General features: G+C 56.0%; 17 protein-coding genes. 8 read left to right on the top strand and 9 right to left on the bottom strand.

The window, feature by feature from the left end; translation table 11 throughout:
- Positions 1–12 precede the first annotated feature (12 nt).
- From BM029_RS02870 to pstS, 6 genes are all read right to left on the bottom strand, one after another.
- A complete protein-coding gene (locus BM029_RS02870) occupies positions 13–702 on the bottom strand; it encodes a winged helix-turn-helix domain-containing protein (protein WP_092432466.1) in 690 nt (229 codons plus the stop codon).
- Between the two features lie 53 nt (positions 703–755).
- A complete protein-coding gene (gene phoU / locus BM029_RS02865) occupies positions 756–1,460 on the bottom strand; it encodes a phosphate signaling complex protein PhoU (RefSeq protein ID WP_092432465.1) in 705 nt (234 codons plus the stop codon).
- Positions 1,461–1,566: 106 nt separating this feature from the next.
- Complete coding sequence (gene pstB / locus BM029_RS02860; protein WP_092432603.1) at positions 1,567–2,352, bottom strand: phosphate ABC transporter ATP-binding protein PstB; 786 nt, start codon at positions 2,350–2,352, stop codon at positions 1,567–1,569.
- A 103-nt stretch (positions 2,353–2,455) separates the two neighbouring features.
- Positions 2,456–3,337 carry a phosphate ABC transporter permease PstA gene (gene pstA / locus BM029_RS02855; RefSeq protein ID WP_092432463.1) on the bottom strand — a complete coding sequence of 294 codons (882 nt, stop codon included), beginning with the start codon at positions 3,335–3,337 and terminating at the stop codon, positions 2,456–2,458.
- A complete protein-coding gene (gene pstC, locus BM029_RS02850; RefSeq protein ID WP_092432461.1) occupies positions 3,334–4,362 on the bottom strand; it encodes a phosphate ABC transporter permease subunit PstC in 1,029 nt (342 codons plus the stop codon). Before pstC ends, pstA begins: the two co-directional genes overlap by 4 nt.
- 188 nt (positions 4,363–4,550) lie before the next feature.
- Positions 4,551–5,594, bottom strand: coding sequence for a phosphate ABC transporter substrate-binding protein PstS (gene pstS, locus BM029_RS02845; RefSeq protein ID WP_092432459.1), 1,044 nt, complete (start codon positions 5,592–5,594; stop codon positions 4,551–4,553).
- Positions 5,595–5,952: 358 nt separating this feature from the next.
- On the opposite strand from pstS, the gene ppk1 reads away from it, so the two are divergent.
- The 7 genes from ppk1 to BM029_RS02810 all read left to right on the top strand — a co-directional run bounded on the left by ppk1 (position 5,953) and on the right by BM029_RS02810 (position 12,668).
- Complete coding sequence (gene ppk1 / locus BM029_RS02840; protein ID WP_092432457.1) at positions 5,953–8,097, top strand: polyphosphate kinase 1; 2,145 nt, start codon at positions 5,953–5,955, stop codon at positions 8,095–8,097.
- 23 nt (positions 8,098–8,120) lie between these two features.
- Positions 8,121–8,579: a SixA phosphatase family protein gene (locus tag BM029_RS02835; RefSeq protein WP_092432455.1), complete on the top strand. Its 459-nt coding sequence runs from the start codon at positions 8,121–8,123 to the stop codon at positions 8,577–8,579.
- Positions 8,580–8,773: 194 nt separating this feature from the next.
- Positions 8,774–10,009, top strand: coding sequence for a polyhydroxyalkanoate depolymerase (locus BM029_RS02830; RefSeq protein ID WP_092432453.1), 1,236 nt, complete (start codon positions 8,774–8,776; stop codon positions 10,007–10,009).
- A gap of 116 nt (positions 10,010–10,125) precedes the next feature.
- Entirely contained in the window at positions 10,126–10,869 is a 744-nt protein-coding gene (gene rsxB, locus BM029_RS02825; protein ID WP_092432450.1) for an electron transport complex subunit RsxB, read from the top strand.
- The gene (gene nth / locus BM029_RS02820; RefSeq protein WP_092432448.1) at positions 10,866–11,516 is read left to right on the top strand and encodes an endonuclease III; all 651 of its coding nucleotides are present in this window, start codon (positions 10,866–10,868) and stop codon (positions 11,514–11,516) included. The genes rsxB and nth overlap by 4 nt, the downstream gene beginning before the upstream one ends.
- 4 nt (positions 11,517–11,520) lie before the next feature.
- Positions 11,521–12,237: a VIT1/CCC1 transporter family protein gene (locus tag BM029_RS02815; protein ID WP_092412206.1), complete on the top strand. Its 717-nt coding sequence runs from the start codon at positions 11,521–11,523 to the stop codon at positions 12,235–12,237.
- A gap of 5 nt (positions 12,238–12,242) precedes the next feature.
- Complete coding sequence (locus tag BM029_RS02810; protein ID WP_092432446.1) at positions 12,243–12,668, top strand: DUF1841 family protein; 426 nt, start codon at positions 12,243–12,245, stop codon at positions 12,666–12,668.
- 120 nt (positions 12,669–12,788) lie between these two features.
- Here the strand turns inward: BM029_RS02810 and BM029_RS02805 are convergent, their stop codons facing one another.
- The 3 genes from BM029_RS02805 to BM029_RS02795 all read right to left on the bottom strand — a co-directional run bounded on the left by BM029_RS02805 (position 12,789) and on the right by BM029_RS02795 (position 16,195).
- Positions 12,789–13,142, bottom strand: coding sequence for a c-type cytochrome (locus BM029_RS02805; RefSeq protein WP_092432444.1), 354 nt, complete (start codon positions 13,140–13,142; stop codon positions 12,789–12,791).
- Between the two features lie 12 nt (positions 13,143–13,154).
- Entirely contained in the window at positions 13,155–13,475 is a 321-nt protein-coding gene (locus tag BM029_RS02800; protein ID WP_092412222.1) for a c-type cytochrome, read from the bottom strand.
- Between the two features lie 479 nt (positions 13,476–13,954).
- Positions 13,955–16,195, bottom strand: a complete 2,241-nt coding sequence (locus BM029_RS02795; RefSeq protein ID WP_092432442.1) for a site-specific recombinase — start codon at positions 16,193–16,195, stop codon at positions 13,955–13,957.
- Between the two features lie 142 nt (positions 16,196–16,337).
- Here BM029_RS02795 and BM029_RS02790 point away from each other — a divergent pair, with 142 nt between their 5' ends.
- Positions 16,338–17,192 (top strand): AAA family ATPase, encoded by an 855-nt coding sequence (locus tag BM029_RS02790; RefSeq protein WP_092432440.1) that lies wholly within the window; start codon positions 16,338–16,340, stop codon positions 17,190–17,192.
- Positions 17,193–17,226: the final 34 nt, after the last annotated feature.

The following is a 17,226-nucleotide window of genomic DNA, read 5'->3' as shown; positions in this document are numbered from 1 at the left end:
GAAATTATTGTACTATTTTGCCGAAAGCATGTAGCCGACGCTACGCACGGTACGGATCAGGTGCTCCGATTCCCGCAGCGCCTTGCGCAAGCGCAGTACATGGACATCCACGGTGCGCTCTTCGATGACCACGTGGTCACCCCACACCTTGTCCAGCAACTGGCTGCGCGAGAAGACCCGGTCCGGATTGGCCATGAAAAATTTCAGCAAACGATATTCGGCGTGGCCGATATCGATCTTCTGGTTCTCCAGGCATACCGAGCAGCTGGCCGGGTCGAGCGACACCGAACCGGCCGACATCATGCCAGGGACTTCATCCGCGCCTTTGCGCCGCAATAAAGCCTTGACGCGCGAGGTCAGTTCACGCGGCGAAAACGGCTTGGTCATGTAGTCGTCGGCGCCGTTATCAAGACCCGAGATCTTGTCCTCTTCCATGCTTTTTGCAGTCAGCATCATGATCAGCATCGACTGCAGCTGACGATCGGCACGCATTTGCGACAGCAAGCGCAGGCCGCTCTGGTCCGGCAGCATCCAGTCCAGCAGCACCAGATGCGGCATGCGGCGCTGGACGAACTCCCAGCCTTCGGCTGCGGTATGGACGATGGATGGACTCCAGCCGGCTTCCTTGATCGTGAAACCAATCAGTTCGGCAATTGCCGGCTCATCTTCGATAATCAGGACGGATGTTTTATCGGCAGCCATTTTTTAAGACAAGGTTAATGTTACGTTTCGATTTCGCATCAATTGAGCATCGATTACGCATCATCACCGAGTTGATTGGCAGCGTAATCGGTATGACGGATATCCTTGCCCTCGACGATGTAAATCACGTACTCGGCGATGTTCTTGGCGTGGTCGCCGATACGTTCGATCGCCTTGGCCACCCATAAGGTATCCATCGAAGCCGAAATCGTGCGCGGGTCTTCCATCATGAAGGTGATCAGGTTACGCATGATTGAACGGAAATCGCGATCGATCACCGCGTCTTGGGCGATCAACCTGGTGGCCTGTTTCTCGTCCAGGCGCGCCAGAGCATCCAGCGCGTCGTGCAGCATGTCGGCTGCGCCGCTACCGATGACGCGCACGGTTTCCGTGTGGTCGATGGTGCCGGCGCCGCGCTTGTGCAGGTGAATTGCCGTGCGTGCGATTTTCGCTGCTTCGTCGCCGATGCGCTCGAGATCGGTAATCACCTTGATGGTCGCCATCACGGTACGCAAATCGTTGGCGGTCGGCTGGCGGCGCACGATCAGATGGCTGCAGGCATCGTCCAGTTCGACTTCCAGGCGGTTGACCTGATCGTCATCCTTGATGACTCTTTCCGCGGCATCCAGGTTGCCGGTGCGAAAAACGTTAAGCGCTTCCTGGAACTGGCGCTCAACCAGTCCGCCCATGAGCAACACTTTGGAACGGATGGTTTCCAAATCGGTGTCGTACTGCTTCGAAGAATGTTCGCCGGTCATCTGATTTCTTTCTGTTCTTTGCTATTCAGTGTGTATTTCAGCTGATTTATTGCAGCTTATCTATTTCAGCCTATGATTTTCAGCAATTTCATTAAGAAATTTGCGTTCAACCGAAGCGGCCAGTGATGTAATCCTGGGTTTCCTTACGCGCCGGGTTCATGAAAATCTGATCGGTCTCGCCGAATTCCACCAGCTCGCCCAGATACATGTAAGCGGTGTAATCGGAACAACGCGCTGCCTGTTGCATGTTGTGCGTAACGATGGCGATGGTGTAATCCTGCTTCAGTTCGCTGATCAGCTCTTCCACCTTGGCGGTCGAAATCGGATCCAGCGCCGAGGTCGGCTCGTCCAGCAGCAAGACATCGGGGCGTACCGCAACGCTGCGCGCGATGCACAAACGTTGTTGCTGTCCGCCGGACAAGCTCAGGCCGCTCTTGTTCAGCTTGTCTTTGACTTCGCCCCACAAGGCAGCTTTCGACAACGCCCATTCGACGCGCTCGTCCATTTCGCCCTTAGGCAGGTTTTCGTACAGGCGGATCCCGAAAGCGATGTTGTCGTAAATCGACATCGGAAACGGCGTCGGCTTCTGGAACACCATGCCAACCTTGGCACGCAGCATGTTCAGATCCTGCCCTGCTTCCAGGATGTTGCGGCCCGCGTACATGATCTTGCCCTCTGCGCGTTGCCCCGGATACAAGTCGTACATCCGGTTCAAGGTGCGCAGCAAGGTCGATTTTCCGCAACCGGACGGCCCGATGAACGCGGTCACTTTCTTTTCATTGATATGCAGGTTGATATTCTTCAAGCCCTGGAAATTACCGTAGAAAAAATCCAGTTGCGAGATTTCTATGGTTGGCGGCTTGGTCGAATGCATCGGGTGCATCGACTGCATATCGAGATGATTCAATTTGGTAGAAGTTTGCATGTTATTGACCAGTGAGTGACCAGTGAGTGCTCATTAAGAACGGCAATTTAAATGATTGCAGGTAAGTGCGTTAGCCTGGGATCTTCTGGCTGAACAAAGAACGCGATACGATGTTCAAGGCTAGTACGCTGAAGGTGATCAGCAACGCGCCACCCCACGCCAGCGGTACCCAGTTATCAAACGGGCTCATCGCAAACTGGCTGATGACTACCGGCAGATTCGCTATCGGTTTATTCATGTTGGTGCTGAAGAACTGGTTATTCAGCGCGGTGAACAACAGCGGCGCCGTTTCTCCGGCAATCCGCGCCACTGCCAGCAATACACCCGTGACTACACCAGCCTTGACCGCACGCAAACGCACCAGCAACGCTACTTTCCAGCGCGGCGCGCCGAGGGAAAATGCCGCTTCACGCAAGCTGCCTGGAACCAGTTTCAGCATGTTGTCGGTAGTCCGCACGATCACCGGAACGGCAATCAGGGACAATGCAAAGGAGCCCGCCCAGCCGGAAAAATGACCAACCTTGGCGACATAGATAGCATATACAAACAAGCCGATCACGATCGATGGCGCAGACAGCATGATGTCGGTAACAAAGCGCGTCACCTGCGCCAGCTTGCTTTCCTCGCCATACTCAGCCAGGTAGATACCGGCCAGGATGCCGATCGGGGTACTGACCAGCGTCGCTATGCCAACCATCATCAAACTACCGATAATCGGGTTCAGCAAGCCACCGGGGCCTGAGCCGGGAGCCGGCGTATTTTGCGTCAGGATGCCAAGGTTGAGCGCGCCGAAACCCTTGATCACCAAAGTCGCCAGGATCCAGGCCAGCACCGCGATACCCATCGCCATCGCCAGGAAAGACAAGAGCATACCGATACGGTGCATCAGCAGACGTTTGCGATAGACAGGATTGACCAGCGGGTTCGGCTGGATATCAGCAGAATTCTTCATTTGGCACCTTCTTTACGGGACATGCCCATCAACATGATTTTGGCGATCGACAACACGATGAAGGTAATCACGAACAGGATCAGGCCAAGCGCAAACAAAGCCGATACGTGCAGCGTGGTGGAAGCTTCGGCAATTTCATTGGCCAGCGTCGAAGCGATACTGTTACCCGAAGCAAATAGCGACCACGATAGACGTTGCGCATTACCGATCACGAAAGTTACCGCCATGGTCTCGCCCAAAGCACGCCCCAGGCCCAGCATGACGCCGCCGACGACGCCGGTCTTAGCATAAGGCAGGACAACTTTACGTACCACTTCCCAGCGCGTGCAGCCAAGGCCGTAGGCGGATTCTTTCAGCACCGCAGGGACAACTTCAAACACGTCGCGCATGACGGACGATATAAATGGAATGATCATTACGGCCAGGATCAGACCTGCGGTCAGCAAGCCTATGCCCATTTTGGGACCGCTGAACAACGTGCCGATCAGCGGCAGCTGGCCGAGCGTATCTGCCAGGAACGGCTGGCCGTACTTGGCAAATAAAGGTGCGAATACAAACAAACCCCACATGCCGTAGATGATGCTCGGCACGCCCGCCAGAAGCTCCACGGCGGTACCTAATGGACGGCGCAATTTTGCAGGGCAGATTTCTGTCAGGAACAGGGCAATCCCGAAGCTCACCGGAAACGCGATCGCCAGGGCAATGAACGACGTTACCAGAGTGCCGACGATGGCAATCATCGCGCCATATTGGTCGTTGACGGGGTCCCACTCGACGGTGGTGATGAAGGATGGACCGAATTCGCGGAATACCGGCCAGGCGCCGATCGCCAGACAGACGATAATGCCGAGCAAGACCGCCAGCACGAGTAGCGAGAACACTAGCGTGACTTTGTGAAACAGGAAATCCTGGATGCGTTGCTTACGCATCGTGGCAAGCAGGCTCTGATGCGACAAACCCGCTTCTTCAGCGCTGATTGACTGGGGTGAGATCGATTGTGCCATGACAGGAATATTTGCACTCATGAGTAGCGATATCCGATGAAGAATAACATGCGGCAGCGAGAACTCCAGCGGAACAACTTGTGCTCGACGTCCCGGAGATGCTTCGCGTGAAGATCAGATGTATCAGGAATATTCGGCGAGACGGAATTGAACCAGCCCAACTCCGTCTCGGCGTACAGCTAACTACCTATTTGCTACCTACTTATTTATTACCAGACCGCTTTACCGGCGTTGTCCTTGATCTGGGTTTTCCAGGACTCTTCCACCAGCTTGATCACGGAAGCAGGAATCGCTACGTAATCCAGTTCAGTAGCAGAGGCGCCACCGTTCTTGTATGCCCAGTCAAAAAACTTCAACACTTCCTTGCCCTTGGCTGCATCAGCCTGGCTTTTGTGAATCAGGATGAAAGAAGCGCTGGTGATAGGCCAGCTGGTCTTGCCGGCTGCATCAGTGAAATCTACTGCGAAACCTGGAGTTTTAGCCCAGTCTGCGCCAGCTGCCGCTGCCTTGAAAGTTTCGTCGTCCGGCTGTACAAAACCACCGTCGCGGTTTTTCAGCTGGGTATGCGACAACTTGTTTTTCTTGGCATAAGCATATTCAACATAGCCGATCGAACCCTTGATCTTTTGGACGTTGGCAGCGACGCCTTCGTTACCTTTGCCGCCGACGCCGACTGGCCACTTGACAGCAGTACCGGCACCGACAACGCTCTTGAACGCAGGGTTGGTCTTCGACAGGTAGCTGGTGAAGACAAACGAAGTGCCCGAACCGTCAGCGCGGTACACCACGGTGATGTCGTCAGCCGGCAATTTCACGCCTGGGTTGAGGGCAACGATTTCAGCTGCATTCCACTTGGTGATCTTGCCCAGGTAGATGTCGGCCAGCACCGCACCGGTCAATTTGACCTGACCCGGGGTAACGCCATCCAGATTCACGACTGGCACCACGCCACCCATGATTGCCGGGAATTGCGCCAGATTGTCGGCGTTCAGGTCTTCAACCTTCAATGGCATGTCGGAAGCGCCAAAATCCACTGTCTTCGCTTTGATTTGCTTGATGCCGCCACCGGAGCCGATCGATTGATAGTTCAGGCTGGTGCCGGTTGCAGTTTTGTAGGCTTCAGCCCATTTCGAATAGATCGGGTAAGGAAAAGAGGCGCCGGCGCCGGTGATTTCCGCTGCCATGACGGAAGAAACCGCCAATGTCGAACCCATTGCAAGAACAGCTGCTTTAACGAAGTGATTCAATCGCATTTGTTACTCCCTTGTTGACTATAGATGTGGTGTGCCCAAGTCGAGACTGTTGTGAAATCCATCTCATGCCAGAAAGCAAATTTCACAACAGTCCCTAAGACAGGGCGAACTCTAACCAACATTTATGACAGCTTTATGACGAGATAAAAATGAATGCGAATGACATTAAAATAATAAAAAACCAACTGCAAGTTACCAGCAAGCCATTCTATTTCCACGCGGAATTTTTGACGAGCCAACCATCTGCCGACACTAAGCCAGAATGACTAATACCTGGCAACACTTCCATTTTCTTCATCAAGCTGTCATATTCACTACATACACTGCGCCGTAACCATCAGACCAGCTGCCTGATTTCATGAACAAAAAAACCAAGTCGGACGATGACACCAAGCACCCCAGCGCCAGACTAGGCGCCAACCCAAGCTATCTGAACCGTGAATTGTCGCAACTGGCCTTCAACCGGCGTGTCATGGCGCAGGCTGAAGACCGGCATATCCCATTGCTGGAGCGATTGCGATATTTATGTATCGTAAGCAACAATCTTGATGAGTTTTTTGAAGTCCGCATCGCCAGCCTGCTGGCAAACAGTCAGATCGACGGCGTCAATACAGAACCACCGGCGCTCGTCGCAGCGCTTGAGCGCACCAGCGAAGAATGTCACCAGATCGTCGATCGCCAGTACGCCATTCTGAACCAGACGATTTTGCCGCAGTTGTCGGCCAGCGGTATTCACCTGCTACGGCATAGCGACCGCAACGAAGAACAGCGGGCCTGGGTAAAATCCTTCTTTGAGCAGGAAATCCGCCCCCTGCTGACGCCCATAGGGCTGGATCCGGCCCACCCCTTCCCTCAGGTATTAAACAAGAGTCTCAATTTCGTCGTCGAGATGGCGGGTAAAGATGCGTTCGGGCGCAGCACCTCGATTGCCATCATCAAAGCGCCGCGCGTATTACCGCGGGTGATCAAGTTGCCCGACACGCTGTCGCCAAATGGCACCTCGTTCTGCCTGTTGTCGTCCATCATCCATGCCCATATCGGCGATCTGTTTTCTGGTCGCCAGATATTGGCTTATTCGCAATTCCGGGTTACCCGTAACAGCGAACTGTGGGTTGATGAAGAAGAGGTCAAGAACCTGCGCCAGGCGCTGCAAAGCGAACTCCAGAGCCGCCAGTTCGGGGTTGCGGTAAGGCTTGAGGTGGCGCGCAGCTGCCCGCCGCACCTGGCCCAGTTTCTGCTCGATCAGTTTGGCATTGCGCCCAATCGCTTGTACGCAGTGGATGGTCCCGTCAATATGGTGCGCCTGTCAGAGATGATCGATCAGATCAGCGACGCCAGCTTGCGCTTCCCTTCATTTGCGCCAGGCTTGCCGCTGCAGCTGGATAACGGCAACGATATTTTCGACCAGTTGAAACAGAAAGATGTGCTGTTGCATCATCCGTTCCAATCGTTCCAGCCGGTGGTCGACTTTGTCCGTTCCGCGGCATTTGACAGCAATGTGGTGGCAATCAAGCAAACCATTTATCGCACCGGCATGAATTCCGATCTGATGGAAGCGTTGATTATCGCCGCACAACGCGGCAAAGAAGTCATGGTGATTGTCGAACTGATGGCGCGCTTTGACGAGGAAGCCAATATCAACTGGGCCGACAAGCTGGAACGCGCCGGCGCGCAGGTGGTATATGGCGTGGTCGGATTAAAGACCCATGCCAAATTGTCGCTGGTGCTCCGGCGCGAGCCCGACAAGAACGGTATTGGCGAACTGCGCTATTACGCCCACCTCGGCACCGGCAACTACCATCCCACCACGACCAAGCTTTACACCGACTTCGGCTTGCTTACTTCAAACCAGAAGCTCGCTGCCGAAGTCAACGAAGTCTTCATGCACCTGACCAGCCTGACCAAGCCCAAGAAAATGGATTACCTGTGGCTGGCGCCGTTCCTGTTGCAAAAGGAAATTATCCGGGCCATCCACAATGAAGCCGAGATTGCCCGCAAAGGGCGGCCGGCGCGGATTGTCGCCAAAATGAATGCGCTGCTGGACGAATCCGTCATCCGCGCCTTGTACGATGCTTCTGCCGATGGCGTCAAGATCGAGTTGATCGTGCGCGGTGCTTGCGCGCTCAGGCCAGGCGTTCCGGGCCTGTCCGAGAACATTCATGTGCGCTCCATCATCGGTCGCTTCCTGGAACACAGCCGCATCTACTATTTCCGTAACAACCTGCAGCACAATGTTTACCTCGCCAGCGCCGACTGGATGAACCGCAATCTGTTCCGACGTGTCGAGGTCGCCTTTCCGGTACTCGACAAATCGCTCAAGAGAAGAGTCATCAACGAAGGCCTGACACCCTATTTAAAAGACAACATCAATGCCTGGATTCTCGGGGTCGATGGCAACTGGAAAAAAAACAAGCCGCATCGGCACCATAAGCCATACGGTGCGCAACGGCATTTGATGCTGGCTCTGGGCGCGCTTTCACCGGCGCACTCCTCAGATAAGTAAGCAAAAATCAGCAAGGAAACATCATGGACCTGATTCTATGGCGGCATGCAGAGGCAGAAATCGGCGAACCTGACGAGGGGCGCGCGTTGACGGGCAAGGGACACAAACAAGCCTGGAAAATGGCAGACTGGCTAGACCATAACCTGCCCCACAGTTGCAAGATCATCAGCAGTCCAGCCACCCGCACAATACAAACGGTAGAAGCGCTCGGCCGCAAATTCAAGACCCATCCCGAGCTCGCCCCCGACTGCAGCGCACAGCAATTGCTGGCGGTAGCGAATTGGCCCAACAGCCGCGAGCCGGTATTGATCATCGGCCATCAGCCTACGCTAGGCCGGGTCGCCGCTTTGCTGATAGCCGGCCAGATGCAAGAGTGGACGATCAGGAAAGGCAGCGTCTGGTGGATTGCCCAGCGCGAGCGCGGCGACATCACCACCAACTATCTGAAAGCCGTCATGGCGCCGGATCTGATCGCCAAGTAAGCTTCATCCGGAAAGACCTTACGCCGTGGTAGCGGTAACCTGCTATATTTGCAATTAAATCGTTTACTCTATTTATTACCTTCCCTGTTGTCAAACTACAGGAATTCTGCGACATTCCATTACATAAGATAAAATAACAGGTATGTTGCATTATAGGCAACCTACGTTGTAGCGGATCACCCAAGAGGCAATGCATGCTTTACCAATTTCACGAATTCAACCGGTCTTTACTCCATCCGCTGGTGCAATGGGCCGATGCCGGCAGCAGGCTCTTCACCGACCCGATCTCGCCGTTAGCCCATACGCCGTTCGCACAACGCATCGCCGCCGGTTACGAATTGATGTACCGCCTCGGCAAGCAATATGAAAAGCCTGAGTTTGAAATCAACAGCACGTTGATCAACGGTAAACAGGTCGGGATAGTCGAAGAAATTGCTGTCACGCGGCCGTTTTGCCGCCTGCTGCATTTCAAAAAAGACTTGAGCAGCAAGGAGTTCTCCGCCCTCAAGCAGCCGACTGTATTGCTGGTGGCCCCCTTGTCCGGCCACCATTCAACGCTGTTGCGCGATACCGTGCAGGGCCTGCTGCAGGAACACGATGTCTACATCACCGACTGGACCGACGCCCGCATGGTGCCGGCCAGCGATGGCGCCTTCCATTTGCATGACTATATTTATTACGTACAGGACTTCATCCGCCAGCTGGGTCCGGACCTGCACGTGATTTCAGTCTGCCAGCCAACCGTCCCTGTATTGGCCGCGATTGCGCTGATGGCCAGCGCCAAGGATAGCCACCTGCCGAAGAGCATGACCATGATGGGCGGCCCGATCGATCCACGTAAATCGCCTACCGACGTCAACAACCTGGCCACCGAAAAGCCGTTCAGCTGGTTTGAGAACACCGTCATTTATAGCGTTCCGTCCAACTACCCGGGTTTTGGCCGCAAGGTATATCCGGGCTTTCTGCAACATGCCGGTTTTGTCGCGATGAACCCAAGCCGCCATGCTCAAAGCCATTGGGATTTTTACATGCACTTGCGCGAAGGCGACAACGAATCGGCCGACAGCCATCGCAAATTCTATAACGAGTACAACGCCGTGCTGGATATGCCGGCCGAGTACTACCTGGATACCATCAAGACCGTGTTCCAGGATTTCGCCCTGCCCAAAGGCACCTGGGAAGTCGAAGGCAAGCTGGTGCGGCCGCAGGATATCAAGACTGTCGCCCTGCTTACGATTGAAGGCGAACTGGACGATATTTCGGGCTCCGGGCAAACCCAGGCTGCGCACGACTTGTGCAGTTCCATCCCGAAAGCCAAAAAACAACATTTCACGGCTGAGAAATGCGGCCATTACGGGATTTTCTCGGGTCGCCGCTGGCGTGAAGTGATTTGCCCTAAAATAACGACCTTTATCAAGGACAACGCTTAACTTCGTCTGCCAAGCGTAATAATTCCGCTGCAAAAGCCGTCCCTTCGCCAGGAACGGCTTTTTTTATTTGGTGCGCCGCCTTGGCGCACCGCCGGTTTACTCGGATAATAGCAACCATGTTGTCATCTTCAATCTCCTCACCGCCTGTGCCAGTCCTGCCCTCACCTTCCCTCGCCGACCGCATTGAAGCGCTGCTGCCGCAGACCCAATGCACCAAGTGCGGCTATCCGGCTTGCCGCCCCTATGCCGAAGCCATCGCCGATGGCAGCGCCAGCTACAATCAATGCCCGCCGGGCGGCCAGCAAGGCGTGGCCCGGTTGGCGCAACTGCTGCAGCAACCGGTCATCCCGCTGAATCCGGCGAATGGTGTCGAACGGCCGCGGCCGCTGGCAGTCATCGATGAGGCGGCTTGCATCGGCTGCACACTCTGCATCCAGGCATGTCCGGTCGACGCCATCGTCGGCGCCGCCAAGCAGATGCATACGGTAATCAACGACCTGTGCACCGGCTGCGATCTGTGCGTGCCGCCTTGTCCGGTCGATTGCATCACCATGGTCGAGGTCAGCGGCGCAAATACCGGCTGGGACGCCTGGACGCAGCAACAGGCTGATGAAGCCCGTGCCCGTCACGATTTCCATGTGATCAGGCTGGTGCGCGAAAAACGCGAAAACGATGACCGCCTGGCGGCCAAGGCAGCGGAGAAACTCAAGGCAGTTGCAGCCGAATCTGCTGCAACGCCAGAGCAGCAAGCAGAACAGCTGCGCAAGAAAGCGATCATTCAGGCAGCTATCGAACGCGCCCGTGTGAAGAAAGAACAGCAAGCCCAGCCGAGCATCAAGGACAGCAAGGACGCACAATGAACGCCGAAAAACGCCGGGAAATATTTACCCGCCTGCGCGCCGCCATGCCGCATCCAACCACCGAACTGGAATACACCTCACCGTTTGAACTACTAATCTCGGTGATCCTGTCGGCGCAAGCCACCGATGTTTCAGTCAACAAGGCGACCCGCAAGCTGTACCCGGCGGCGAATACGCCGGCGCAAATCTACGCGCTTGGCGTCGACGGACTGATTCCGTATATCCAGACCATAGGCTTGTATCGCACCAAAGCCAAGAACGTGATCGAAACCTGCCGCATGCTGGTTGCCCTGCATGACAGCCAGGTGCCGCGTAGCCGCGAACAACTGGAAGCCTTGCCCGGGGTTGGCCGCAAAACCGCCAATGTCGTGTTGAATACTGCGTTCGGGGTACCGACGATTGCCGTCGATACCCATATCTTCCGGGTTGCCAACCGTACCGGCATCGCGCCCGGCAAGGATGTCGAGGCGGTTGAACACAAGCTGATGAAACTGGTGCCCACCGAATTCCTGCTGGATGCCCATCACTGGCTGATCCTGCATGGCCGCTATACCTGCATCGCCCGCAAGCCGCTATGCTGGAACTGCAACATTGCTGACCTGTGCGACTTCAAGGTGAAAACACCGTTGCCGGAAAAAGGGATATAAACCTATGCAACAACCTCACTCACACTCCCATTCTCATCCGCATACCGAGCATCATTTCGAAGCCAGCGACACTGTGCGCGATATCGTCATCGGCATGGCCGACGGCCTGACCGTGCCGTTTGCACTGGCGGCTGGCATCAGCGGCGTCGCCGTCGGCATCGACATCGTGGTCACCGCCGGCGTTGCGGAAATAGCCGCCGGTTCGATCGCCATGGGTCTGGGCGGCTACCTGGCCGGACGCACCCAGCGCCAGCATTATTACGCCGAACGCGAGCGTGAAGAGCAGGAGATCCTCAATGTGCCGCATCGCGAGCGCAAGGAAGTGATCGACATCATGGCGCAATACGGGGTCACGAAACAGGAGTGCGAACCGATGCTGGCCGGGCTGGAACGCAATCCTATCGCCTGGCGCGACTTCATGATGCGCTTTGAACTCGGCCTGGAAGAACCACGCCCGGCCGCAGCCAGGAAAAGTGCGATGACCATCGCGCTTTCATACCTGGTTGGCGGCCTGATTCCACTGGCGCCGTACATGCTGATGACCTCGATTCCGAAAGCCCTCGCTGCGTCCACCGTGGTCACGCTTCTCGCGCTGTTTATCTTCGGCTATCTGAAAGGCAGCGTGACCGGCACCGGCGCGCTCAATTCAGCGCTGCAAACCCTGATGGTCGGCGGCCTCGCCGCCGCCGCCGCTTTCGGCATCGCCAGACTGATCAGCTAATCATCATGTTCAACCCATCCCAAGACGACGTACGACGTTTTTTCTGCGAGACCTATCGCAAGCATGAGGCCGGTGAAATACTCACGCCGCTGGAAGCCATCGCCAGCGACTGGTTGCAGCAACATCCCGAGTATGCCGACGACCTGAAAGATGTCGAAGCCGCGCTGAGCGCCGATTACTCGGTCGAAAACGGCCAGACCAATCCCTTCCTGCATTTGTCGATGCATCTGTCGATCGCCGAGCAGATCTCGATCGACCAGCCGCCCGGCATCCGCGCCGCGGCCACCGCTTTGACGCAGCGCCTGCAATCGGAGCATGAAGCGCACCATCACATCATGGAATGCCTGGGCGAGATGATCTGGAACTCGCAACGCAGCGGCCTGCCGCCGGATGGCGCTACCTACATCGATTGCGTCAGGAAACGTGTGTAGCCTGTCCGTGTGCAGATGAAAAAAAACCACGCAATAACGATTGCGTGGTTTTTTTCATTATCCGGCGACGGATAGAGTTTACTTGTACAAACTTATTTGCGTAATCTTATTTGCGTATTCCTACTTGCGCAAAACCAGAGTCGTCGGCAGGCTGTGCAGGTACGCTGCAATGTCCTGTACATCCTGGTGCGACAAGGCCTTGGCCTGGCCGCCCATGATCGCATTGCTGCGGCCGTTAGGGCCGTCGCTACCGCGCTGATAGGCAATCAAGGCATGCTGCAGGTAATCTTGCGGCTGGCCGGCCAGCTTCGGATAGCTGGGATCGATCGGAGTGTGGAAATCGGCGCCGTGGCACGATGCGCAGGAATATTTTTTCACAGCGGCTTCGCCTGCAGCGATATTTCCGGCTGCATGCGCATTCACAAATGCGCCAGTGGAAAGTAGAAACGCCACGCCAGCAAAAATCTTTTTCATTGTGTGGATCCCTTATTTCTGCTGCGAATAATATGCTGCAATATCGGCCATGTCCTGTTCGGACAGGCTGGCTGCGATACCACGCATGGTTGGCATCTTGCGGTCACCCTTTTTATAGGCGTTTAGCGCGCTCTCAATATATTTCGCCGACTGGCCACCAAGCATCGGCACTTGATAGACTTCCGGGAAGGTAGCTTTATAGCCGGGAATGCCATGGCAACCGATACACATCGATACCTTGTTTTCAGCTGCCTTGGCGTTGCCGACCACGTCCGCAGCTGCGGCCAGGTTGGCAAGACTCGCGAGCGCGAGAAGTGCGATTAGTTTTTTCATATTAGCTGGGTAATTTGTAGCGAAACCGGTTTAAGAAACTACGCAAAACCTATGCTGCGGCCGCACTTCCGGCACGATGAAGCTCACTGCACTCCTGCACAGCTACGCGTCCCCTGCCGACCCTGCACCGCTCACTACGGTTTTTCGTGGTCCCTTTTACTGCGAACTTGCCGCGAATATTGCCTTAAATACCGCAAGAAATACAGCTCAGGCAACAGATATATTCTCTATACCTTGCTGCATATACTGCTGCGCCTTTTGCTGAATTACTGCCGCATTTACTAAAAGGTAGCCCTGCCCGACGCCGACTGCCGCCGCCACCCCACACCAAAACCGGTTAATTTTACCCCAAGAAACATGCACAGTCCACGCCCGCCAATGGCAAAATCGCCGCCCGCGGCAATCCGACGACAGTCGTTTGACTGTCGTTTGCTGCGAGGATTGGCGGGGTTGACTGGCTTTGACGGCGCTATCCGGCCTTATCCATGGCGCCTCCCGGGCCGGCGTTGCGGCGCGGGAGATGGCTCCGGCGGCAGCACGGGCTCGGCGCGTTCGGGGGCTTCGCCGCTGACGGTATCGGCAGCATCTGCCTGTAGCGAGGATGATTCCGGCACCGACACCACCGCCCGTTCAAGGAACAGGAAAGAACGCGGTGAGGCGCTGAAGCGGCGCAATACCGCCCGAAATACCAGCCGCCTTATGCGTGCCGGCACGTTACGTGCGCGCAAGGCCAAGGTCAGTGCGCAGGCAAACGACACGCCGACATTCAACATGCCGACACTGACAATCCCGGCTATCGCCAGCCAGAATTGCGGCGCTGCCAGCACCTGCCAGCCCAGGCTGCTGGCGGCGGCGGTCAGGGTACCCGTGGCCAGCGTCACATGGCGCACATCCAGCGGCAAACCGAAGAACTGCGCCAGCACCGGCGTCATGCCCAGCAATAAACCAAGCGAGACGTTACCGGCAATCTGTGCCACGTTACGATCCAGACAGGAGGCCCAGCGCTCGGCCCGCATCGCTCCCAGCACGAATACCAGGCGCCGCTGATGCGTCAGCGCTTCACGCAGGCGGCGCAGGGCAAACCAGTTATCGGCAAAACCCGATACCAGGCTCGACAGCCATAGCAGGATGCCGGTGAAAGCCGCAAACAATGGCGTCGGGCCGATGACGGACAGGCTGTGCAAGCTGGCGCTGGCATGCTCCGCCGTCATCATGGGGGCGCCGGTAGTCAGCAGGATGAGGCCGGAAATCAACAACATCACAGGGATCACACCCATCAGATTACCGAACACGGCAGCGGCTTGCGAGCGCAGCAGCAAGGCGATTTCATTCAGCAGCGCGCGCAAACCTTCTACCGTATCCAGTTGCCCCATCTTCGAGGCCAGCACCGGCGCCGTCACCGCCGGCTGTTTGGTGGCCAGCACGCCACCCACTGCCGAGATGAGCATGAAACTGGCGGCATAATTCAGGGAAGCGAATATCCCCTCAAAAAACCGCGCCGCACCGACCGACGAGAGCAGCGATTTTCCGAGCACGGTAAACGCCGTAATGACGCCGCCGCGACCTGCGGCCTTGAGCATGGCCCGGTATTCCTTGTTATCGCGTGCAATGTAGTGCTCGCCATGATCGGCATTGCGCTCTACCATCTTGCGCGCCAGCAGGGAAAAGCTGCGTCGTATCAGCCCACGTGCCGACGAGCGCTGATGATGCGCGGCGATTAAATCCCCGAGCAGAGCCTGGATCTGGCCGGCGCCCGGCTCTGGGCTCGCGCTCGAGTTCGACTCTGCAATCTGACCCTCCGTGCCGTAAATCGCCGAGCGCAGATCGGTCAGCAACGCCATCCGCGTCAGCTGCGCACGCATGCGCTCGACCCGGTAGACCAGGCTGACCGACACGCCATGCTCGTCAAGGTGGGCGTAAATCCTGTCGGTCTGCGCCTGGCAGACGGCAATCAGCATACGCACGCTGCGCAAGGCGGCCTCATCCCTTGGGGTGACGTACAAATAGGTTTCCAGCTCGCGCCGCAAGACCATGAACGGGGTTGCCTGCAACGGCATCTTGGGGTCCAGTTTCTGGCGGAAAGCCTTGCTGATGCCGTCCGCCAGAATCATCGCGGCAAGATAGATCAACGCCTCGTCGATCTGCTGCTGATAGCTGTGTGCGATACCGTCATCGGCGATCAGCTTCCAGATCTTCGCCACGCTTTGCGTATCCAGCGCCAGCAACCAGTCGGCATCTTCCGAGGTAGGAAACAAGGCGGTAAACAAAGATGACAAGTCCGCCTCGAACGGCGGTTTCGGCAGCACCAGCTTGATGGCGTGCTCCGTCAGCTCGCTAAAAAATGCCGGTTCATTCGGCAAGCCGGTGGCGCAAAAAAGCTCGGGTCCGGCGGCTTCGCGCAGGGTTTTCTGCAACGTGGCCTGCACTACCCGGCGGACGTCGCGGTTGGTATCCAGCCACTCCAGCAAAAAAGCCAGACGCTGCTGCTTGACTCGCAGTCTGGCGTCGTCGTCGAGCATAGATACGGTGGGGACATGGCGCAGCCATTGGACAATATCGATAATCCAGTTAGCGCGTTCTTGCCAGGAATAAAAAGGATTGGCGCGGCGCATCAAAGCGTCGACTTGCGTAGCGTACTGCCGGCTATCGGTTTGCAGGTGCCGTTCGCCATGTCGAAATCGGCGCCACATTACCCGCAAGCGGAGAAACAGAATTTTCATTGGCTATTCTTTATAACAGTGAGGATGTGGTCGTCTGATCATCAAGACAACCCTTCTGATTCTGAGTTTGGCCAGCCAATCGGCCATCTCGTTTATACTCAGACTTACTTATTTCCTAATTGCTTCCCCATCACTAACGACAATGCGACCAGAGACACGTTTTGAAAGTTCCCCCGGCTACGTCGCCACCGACGACCTGAAACTAGCCGTCAATGCTGCACTGACACTGCAAAGACCACTATTGATCAAGGGTGAGCCGGGCACCGGCAAGACCATGCTGGCGGAAGAAGTGGCTGCTGCTCTGAACATGCCGTTGCTGCAATGGCATATCAAATCGACCACAAAAGCCCAGCAAGGCTTGTACGAATACGATGCAGTATCGCGCCTGCGGGATTCGCAGCTGGGAGACGCCAGGGTCAAGGACATTCACAACTACATTGTCAAAGGCGTCTTGTGGCAAGCATTTAACGCAGACGAACAGGTGGTGTTGCTGATTGATGAGATCGACAAAGCGGACATTGAGTTCCCCAACGATTTGCTGCGCGAACTCGACCGCATGGAATTTTACGTTTATGAAACACGTGAAATGGTGCGTGCCAGACACCGCCCGCTGGTCATCATTACCTCGAATAACGAGAAAGAATTGCCGGACGCTTTCCTGCGGCGCTGCTTCTTCCATTACATCAAGTTTCCGGACAAGGCGACCATGCAGGATATCGTCAACGTCCATTTCCCGAACCTGAAAAAAGACATGCTGGCGCAGGCCCTGGAAACCTTCTACCAGGTACGCGACGTGGCGGGATTGAAAAAGAAACCATCGACGTCGGAACTGCTGGACTGGCTCAAGCTGTTGCTGGCAGAAGACATTCCACCGGAAGCACTGCACAGCAGCGACGCCAAGGCCGTGGTGCCGCCGCTGCATGGCGCCTTGCTCAAAAACGAGCAAGATGTGCACCTGTTTGAACGCCTGGTATTCATGGCCAGGAAAAATAGATAAATGCGATAGATAACGGTTATAAGCAAAGCACGCC

It is taken from the genome of Collimonas sp. OK607 (genome assembly GCF_900111995.1).
GTDB lineage: Bacteria > Pseudomonadota > Gammaproteobacteria > Burkholderiales > Burkholderiaceae_D > Collimonas.
Note: the sequence above shows the minus strand (reverse complement) of the source record. Positions and strands in the feature narration are given on the sequence as shown.